At 51.0% G+C, this 7,458-nt stretch carries 9 protein-coding genes; 6 read left to right on the top strand and 3 right to left on the bottom strand.

Annotated features, from left to right (window positions below; translation table 11 throughout):
• Positions 1-156 (bottom strand): ATP-binding cassette domain-containing protein (locus tag QNK41_RS18165; protein ID WP_319259713.1); only part of this gene is annotated, 156 nt, incomplete at its 3' end.
• A gap of 178 nt (positions 157-334) precedes the next feature.
• Entirely contained in the window at positions 335-508 is a 174-nt protein-coding gene (locus QNK41_RS23135; RefSeq protein WP_413815176.1) for a DeoR family transcriptional regulator, read from the bottom strand.
• 524 nt (positions 509-1,032) lie between these two features.
• On the opposite strand from QNK41_RS23135, the gene QNK41_RS18160 reads away from it, so the two are divergent.
• From QNK41_RS18160 to QNK41_RS18135, 6 genes are all read left to right on the top strand, one after another.
• The gene (locus QNK41_RS18160) at positions 1,033-2,073 is read left to right on the top strand and encodes a GAF domain-containing protein (RefSeq protein WP_319259709.1); all 1,041 of its coding nucleotides are present in this window, start codon (positions 1,033-1,035) and stop codon (positions 2,071-2,073) included.
• A gap of 553 nt (positions 2,074-2,626) precedes the next feature.
• Positions 2,627-2,893, top strand: coding sequence for a hypothetical protein (locus tag QNK41_RS18155; protein ID WP_319259707.1), 267 nt, complete (start codon positions 2,627-2,629; stop codon positions 2,891-2,893).
• Between the two features lie 211 nt (positions 2,894-3,104).
• Positions 3,105-3,809 carry an ABC transporter ATP-binding protein gene (locus tag QNK41_RS18150; RefSeq protein ID WP_319259705.1) on the top strand — a complete coding sequence of 235 codons (705 nt, stop codon included), beginning with the start codon at positions 3,105-3,107 and terminating at the stop codon, positions 3,807-3,809.
• Positions 3,802-5,049, top strand: coding sequence for an ABC transporter permease (locus QNK41_RS18145; RefSeq protein ID WP_319259703.1), 1,248 nt, complete (start codon positions 3,802-3,804; stop codon positions 5,047-5,049). The genes QNK41_RS18150 and QNK41_RS18145 overlap by 8 nt, the downstream gene beginning before the upstream one ends.
• Positions 5,050-5,063: 14 nt before the next feature.
• Entirely contained in the window at positions 5,064-5,834 is a 771-nt protein-coding gene (locus QNK41_RS18140) for an outer membrane lipoprotein-sorting protein (RefSeq protein WP_319259699.1), read from the top strand.
• 68 nt (positions 5,835-5,902) lie between these two features.
• Positions 5,903-7,150 (top strand): hypothetical protein, encoded by a 1,248-nt coding sequence (locus QNK41_RS18135; protein WP_319259696.1) that lies wholly within the window; start codon positions 5,903-5,905, stop codon positions 7,148-7,150.
• Positions 7,151-7,290: 140 nt separating this feature from the next.
• On the opposite strand, the gene QNK41_RS18130 is transcribed toward QNK41_RS18135, so the two are convergent.
• Positions 7,291-7,458 carry a rhodanese-like domain-containing protein gene (locus tag QNK41_RS18130; RefSeq protein WP_319259711.1) on the bottom strand — a complete coding sequence of 56 codons (168 nt, stop codon included), beginning with the start codon at positions 7,456-7,458 and terminating at the stop codon, positions 7,291-7,293.

The following is a 7,458-nucleotide window of genomic DNA, read 5'->3' as shown; positions in this document are numbered from 1 at the left end:
CAGGCCGGCAATCAGGCGCAGGATAGTGGACTTCCCACAGCCGGACGGACCCAGCAGCACCGTCAGGCTGCCTTTGGCAACCGTAAAGGAAACCTGTTCAACGGCAACGACCAGACCCCATTGCTTGGCCAGTTCACGGATATCGATGCGACTCATGGGAACCTTTCTCCTTTGCAGACGAGCAGCTGGGCGCCGGATTGTTCAAGGATGGCCGGCGGCGGCGCCTGGTCGCAGAATATTAAAGTAGGGTTGGTGAAGGCCAGCATGGCAATGTTGAGTTTATTGGTAAAGATCCGAAGATGCTGGAGCCCCAGAAAGCGCTTTGGAAACGATTTCAGGGGCAGTACCGGTGCTGAAAGCCAAGGACACACCGTTGAACGCCTCCATGTGGCCGCCGAGCGATTCCGTGCTCACACAGCATGTTCAAATCCCGGCGAATCGTATAGTTGATCACATTATAATGACGGGCAAGGACCTCTACACGGATGAAATCCTGTTGGCGAACCATTTCAGAACTCTGTACCTGGCGCTCCAGAGGAAGCATCGATTGGTTTAGGCAACGGGCTGATCGTTTGCTTTCATTTGAACATATATTGAATTGGATGACAAGATTGAAGCCTTTATCAACTTAAGCTTTGAATCTTTGATTTCCATTTGCGCTTGATTTGTTTTCAGTTAGCATTCAAATGAAAACTGTCCGTGACAGAACCGATTTGCTGAATCGCTATAAAATCATGTCGGGTGCAACTAAAAACAGGCGCCGATGGGACGAATCCACCATAACATGGTTAAAACCTTGCCAACCTTTAAACTCTTTCAACTATCTAAAATAATTCATTTTATATTCTAACCGTACGAATGGTGTCAGGTGGCTGAAAATCCCAGACAGGCTAACTTCAGCATCATCTCCGATGGAATTTTTTTTGCATGTATCGGGTGTGGCAAAGTGCCGGCTCCGTCCCCGACAGGTTTCTTGGCCGCTTGAATACGTTAAAACACCAAACATGCATCATTAAGGGAGCACACATAATTATGAAGCTACAGAGCGAATATCTCCGACTATTTATAGACATCACCAAAGTCATAACCGCCTCTTTGGACCCCAAGGAGGTCTTCGATCTAATCGTTAACAAAATCCCGCAAATCCTACACGTGGATGCCGCAACCATTCGTTTGCTGGACCCTTCGGGTCAGAAGTTGGTGTTGGAGGCTGCCTCAGGATTGAGCGACACCTATTTGAACCGTGGGCCCATCGATGCGAAGGAAAGCGTTTTAAAGGCCCTGGAGGGAACACCGATTGCCATTTCCGATGCAGCCAATGACTCCCGCATCGATTATCCCGAGGCTGCACGCCAGGAAGGCATCCAGAGCATACTGGTGGCCCCCATTCCCATCCGCGGAAAAATCAACGGCATCCTTCGGCTGCTCACCCGCACCCGGCGGGAATTTAATCCATTTGAGGTTGAATTCGCCGCCGCCCTGGCAGAACAATGCGGCATCGCCATCGAAAATGCGCGAATCCATGACGAGCAGCAGCGGCAGCTGAACTACTTCAAAGCTGTCTGTGAAATCGGCAGGGCGATTGGAGAAACGCGGCCGTTGGACACGGTTCTCGACCTGATTGTTTCCAGGCTGCCTGAAGTCATGAACCTGAAAGCGTGTACCATCCGCCTCATCGAATCATCAAAAGGGCAGTTGGAACTCAAGGCAGCGTATGGATTGAGCCGCAACTATCTGGAACGAGGGCCGTTAGACGACGAACTGGCCACCTATTTTATCCTCAAGGGTGAACCGGTGGTCATCCCGGACGCCACCACAGACGTACACACCCTTTATCATAGGGAAGCGGCAAGCGAAGGGGTAGGCAGCATCCTGGCCGCACCTATTTCGGTCAAGGGAGAACCCATCGGCATGTTGCGGCGGCTCACCGCTGAATTTCGGTTTTTCTCCAGCACCGATATCAATTTCGCCATGGCCGTTGCCGAACAAAGTGGTGTGGCCATACAAAATGCCATCGACTATCAAAAGATGCAGGATCTGCTAAATGAATGCAACGCATCGAAGCCGACTTAATAACCACATGTCGCATTAACCCTGGCGATACACCTCTCCCCGTTGTTTGCCAATCAAACAGCAGATGATTCTATTCCGTCCACGACAAGTACCGCTAAGGATCCGTAATCAAACAGGGACCAATACGGCCGCTTTAGGAACAACCGTTGCCGCTCAGTGTAAGGGAAAGCCTGTATATGAAGATACAGACACTCCACTGGTAAGGGATTTGACTCGCGCAACCCCGCCTTGTGCAAAAAGCTGACTGCAATGTTGGATCAATCATCGCTGTTGCCTTGAAGTATCTGTTACCCTTCTTTTTTCACTGTGGGATAATAGCCAGCAAGGATTTCTGAAAGGGGCCTGCGCTCGGCCTGCTCGACCCATCCTCCGTTCCATCCGGCTGGGGAGCATCATCGTTGAAACGCTGTTTTCAAGGATACCCGCCAACGACTGATTTTCACATATAGGGACTAAGGCTGCCAGCCTGGGATTATTCCTCAATCCCGTAACCTAAGTGACAATTACCTCTCTATAAGCGAAATCATCAATCGATCAAGAAAAGGCGCTTAATATGAAATTTTTTGTTGCTTTGATGGCAATCAGTTTTGGTTCGCCGGCGGCGGCTCAAAAGGCATCGGGACAATTCAACACCATGGAAAAAGTCGGGCGATTGGCTTACGACGAGCTGAGCCATCGCATCGATGGTGCCAATAAGGAATCCTTCACCGCTGCAGACCTGATGCGGACGGTTTTTTGGATCATGGGGAAATGGAATCACGCTAAAGAGGCTTTCGGTTTTGGCACCCGTTCTGGCGGTACCATGGGAAAAACCCAATAGCGGGTATGGGCTCAGGATTGCGGAACTGTTGCAATCCTCGACACAACCCACTATAATTGATGCGGATGTTTACTATTCATCTACATCCACATCGAGCCCATTTTTCTGACCTGCGCGCATTCATCACGCTAATACCAACCATCAAATTCCGAATAATACCATTAAGCGCTTCTGTCAAAACGGTACTTGTGGCGCAAAAAAGGAAACACCCATGTCTTTAGTTGTCGCAGAACACCTGGAAAAAACCTACCATATCGGTGACATATCTGTCACGGCCATCCGCGGGGTCGATTTCACCATCCAACCCGGCTCCTTTGTTTCGTTCGTGGGGCCATCAGGCAGTGGCAAAAGCACCCTGCTCAACATGATTGGCTGCCTGGATCCCCCCTCTAGGGGATCGCTGCAGGTCGCCGATCAGGACATTGTAAGCTTGAACCGACAACAGGCCGCTCAATTCAGGGGCGCCAACATCGGCTTCGTATTTCAAGATTTCAACCTGATTCCGGTCCTGACCGTCTTTGAAAACGTTGAATATCCATTGCTCATGGTGCAGAATTGGCCAGCCCCGGCACGTAAAAAGCGGGTCAGCGAACTGCTTGAAGCAGTTGGTATGGGCGACCAGGGCAATAAATACCCCCGCCAGATATCAGGCGGCCAGAAGCAGCGGGTAGCCGTGGCCCGGGCACTGGTCACCAATGCCAAACTGGTTTTGGCCGACGAACCCACCGCCAACCTGGATGGAGAGACAGCCAACCGAATCATCCAATTGATGAAAAAAATGCGCGATGAGTTCAACACCGCCTTCGTCTTTTCCACCCACGACCCCAAAGTGATGCGCAACGCGGAAATCGTTTTCACCCTGGAAGATGGCAAGCTGTTGAAACGCCCTAACGACGAGGGAGGACCTCATGCTTAATGTCATCAAAATAGCTTGCCGCAACCTTCGTCGGTACCAGCGTCGCACCCTGCTCACATCGGCCTTGATCGCCTTGGGGGTGGTGTCCGTCCTTCTGTTCGTTTCCATCACCGGCTCTTTCAAGCAGATGATGGTAGGCCAAATCACCGATTCCATGTTAGGCCATCTGCAGGTCCACCGTAAAGGCTACCTGGCTTCCATTGACAATCTGCCGCTCAATCGCAACCTGAACCAAAGCCAGGTCGCCAAGGTAACCCAGGCCCTCGAGGCCATTGGGGAAATTGAATCCTTTTCCATGCGCATCAAGCTCGGCGCCATGTTCAGCAACTTTACCGAGACCACCAATATTCGCCTCAATACGGTGATCCCCGAGCAGGAGGTCAAGACCGTACCACTGCTTATCGATCGCATCATTCAGGGGGAAAAGAAAAAAACGCTGCTTGACAAGGGCCAAATCCTCATTCCGGAATTGATTGCCAAGGGTATGAAAGTTAACGTGGGTGATAGCGTGGTGTTGGTGGCCAATAACAAGGACGGTTCGGTCAATGGAATGACCTATACGGTCAGTGGCGTCTTGGAAGGAATTTCCGGCCCGGGTGGCCGGGACGGCGTCATTCACCTGGATGACGCCAAAGAACTGCTTCGCATCAGCGGCGTTGAGGTCAGTGAAATTGCGATTCGCCTCAAAAACATGGATAGCTTGCCCAAGGTATTTTCCAACCTCAAGGCCGAACTTGAATCCATCAAAGGTAAAAACGACCAGCCGGTATTTCAGGTGCACACCTGGGAGAGTCTGTCACCTTTTTACAATATTGCCCAAATGATCGACCTGATGACCCTGTTCATCAAAATCATGCTTGTGGCCATTGTACTGGTTAGCATCATGAATGTAATGATCATGGCTGTATATGAGCGGATCAATGAAATCGGGACCATCGCCGCCATCGGAACACAGCCGGGCAAGATCATGGCCATGTTTTTAACCGAGGGTTTTCTGCTCGGCGTTTTAGGAACGGCGGTGGGAACGACGATCAGTCTGATCAGCATTGCCGCCATCAACGCTGTCGGCATCACCTTTGATTTCGGGCGGCAGTCCAACCTGTTGCTGGCGCCCACCATCGGCGCCGGGGATGTGATCACCATCGTGCTGATTGTCATCGGTATTGCCATGGCCGCCAGCGTGCAGCCGGCGTTCAAAGCCGCCCGGATGGACCCCATCGCCGCGTTGCGGCACGTATAAAGGAGGTGTTGCGCATGAAAAGGACCACGCCATTAACCAAGCGGCGCTTATTTGCAAGCGGCTTTCTTTTGCACATGATTGCCTTGTTGATTCTAACTGCTCCGGCAGCCGCCATGGACGGAAACGAAATCCTGCTTCAGGTGGATCGCAACCTGCAGCCAGAATCCTATGAGATGTATCGCAAGCTGATCAATATTGAACCCGACGGCAGCAAAAAGGAGTATGTGCTGTACACGGTTAAAAAGGGCCAGGATAAGATGGTGGCGCTTTTCCTATCTCCGGCGAGTGAAAACGGGAGAGCAACCCTTCGGCTGGGTGACAACATGTGGCTCTACATTCCCAATGTGGGCAAACCGCTGCGGATTACCAGCCTGCAGTCGGTGGTGGGCGGGGTTTTCAATAATTCGGATATATTGCGCCTGGACTACAGTGCGGAGTACAACGCTACAATTGCGGAGGCATCGGCGGATTTATACACGCTTGACTGCAAAGCCAAGACCACAACGGTAGCATACGACCGCTTGAAAATGATGGTCGATAAAAAAGCCATGGTACCCACCACCATTGAGTGCTACGCCGCCAGCGGCATGCTGATTAAAACACTATACTACAAAGATTCAAAGGACTTTGGCGACAACGTGGTCCGTCCATCGGTTCTGGAGACGGACAGTCCGCTCTACAAAGGGTACAAATCCATCATGCTTTACGCTAAGGTAAACCGCAAAGACTTGGCGGATGAGGTGTTCACCCTGAATTATCTACCCCGGGTGAATGAGCTGCGATGAGTAAAGGGTTTTGTTGGATATCGGCCCTTATCCTTGTCACGCTATCTCTGCCGCTGGTTGTGCTGAATATGGAAGCAATTGCCGCGGAAGAGTACAGCTTTGACGTGGAAGCGTTCGAAGCGAAACCATTTGAATGGGGAGGATACGCTGAGATCAAGTTTGAACACATCGATCTGAATTCAGAAAGCGCCTTCTACGGCCTCATTTTTTACAATGATCCCCGCAGCACCATTGACCGCGTCACAGGCAGCCTTCAACTGGATGTCGGCTATAGAAAGGGCATCGCGGCATTTAACGGGCTGCTGCACGTCGAAGCGATGCAGGACAATTTGGGTTGGTCAGACACTGTCGACATTTATGAAGCCAATCTGAGTCTTAAACTACAGCCGTTTGTCACCGCCGATCTTGGAAAAAAAACATTCAAGTGGGGTACCGGATATGCTTGGAATCCGGTCGGGTTCATTGATCGCCCCAAAGACCCCAACAATCCCGAAGAAGCGTTGGAGGGCTATATCGCTGCTGGTGTCGATCTGATCAAAAGTTTCAACCAACCCTTGCAGACGATCGCCCTCACAACCGTTGCAATACCGGTCTACGAGCATGTGAATGAGGATTTCGGTGAATCGGGACACATGAACATCGCCGCGAAGCTTTACATGCTTTATCGAGACACGGATATAGACCTTGTGCTATTTACCGGCAACAGCCGATCCCTGAGATACGGCGTCGATTTTTCCAGAAATCTGACCTCGAATTTTGAAATTCATGGAGAATATGCCTATTTACCGGACCTGCAAAAAAATCATCTCGCACCCTCCGGCAAACTTGAAAGTCGGGAACTGTCTGTGAGTCGATATCTCTTTGGCCTAAGATATCTCACTGAAAACGATATCACCACCATCATCGAATATTACCACAATGGTGCTGGCTTCTCGTCTGAGGAATTGACCGCGTTCTATCAATTGGTCGAAGATGCCGATTCCCATTTTAACGACACCGGGTCAGACAACCTCATCCAAAACGCAAAGACTGTTTCCAGCAATGGATACAGCAGCCCCAACCTGAGCCGAAATTATCTTTACTGTAAAATCAATCAGAAGGACCCGTTTGACATTCTATATCTCACCCCGGGGTTGATCACCATTTTCAATCTGGACGACCAGAGTTACTCCATCAGCCCTGATATTCAGTATACGGGCTTTACCAATTGGGAGCTGCGCTTGCGATATACGTTTTTAAACGGCGGAACCTTCACCGAGTTTGCGGAAAAGCTAAACAAGAACAAGCTCGAACTGCGCTTGCGATACCATTTTTAACACTTTGAGGGAACGCCCCTTTCCAACCCGTGTTCAATTGTTCACTGTGCAATCCCACCTGTAAGGGCACGCCCCGTGTCGCGCTGCGTTGAACAAATGGCCGTGCCCCATCGAACCAAGGCCGCCATGGGAGGCCGCCGTTATGATGATATCAGGGGAAAGCCAGCATTGGACCAAGCAAACACACCCCCGGCCAAGGACTTGACTCGCGAATAGCCCGCCTGGCGCAGAATGCTGGCGGCAATGTTAGAGCGATAGCCGCTGCCGCACTGCAGCACCATCTCTTCATCCTTTTGCGCATCGGGCAA

The sequence above is a fragment of the Desulfosarcina sp. genome, assembly GCF_033791525.1.
Taxonomy (GTDB): Bacteria; Desulfobacterota; Desulfobacteria; order Desulfobacterales; family Desulfosarcinaceae; genus Desulfosarcina.
The sequence above is the reverse complement of the archived record's forward strand: the minus strand, read 5'-3'. Positions and strand labels throughout refer to the sequence as shown.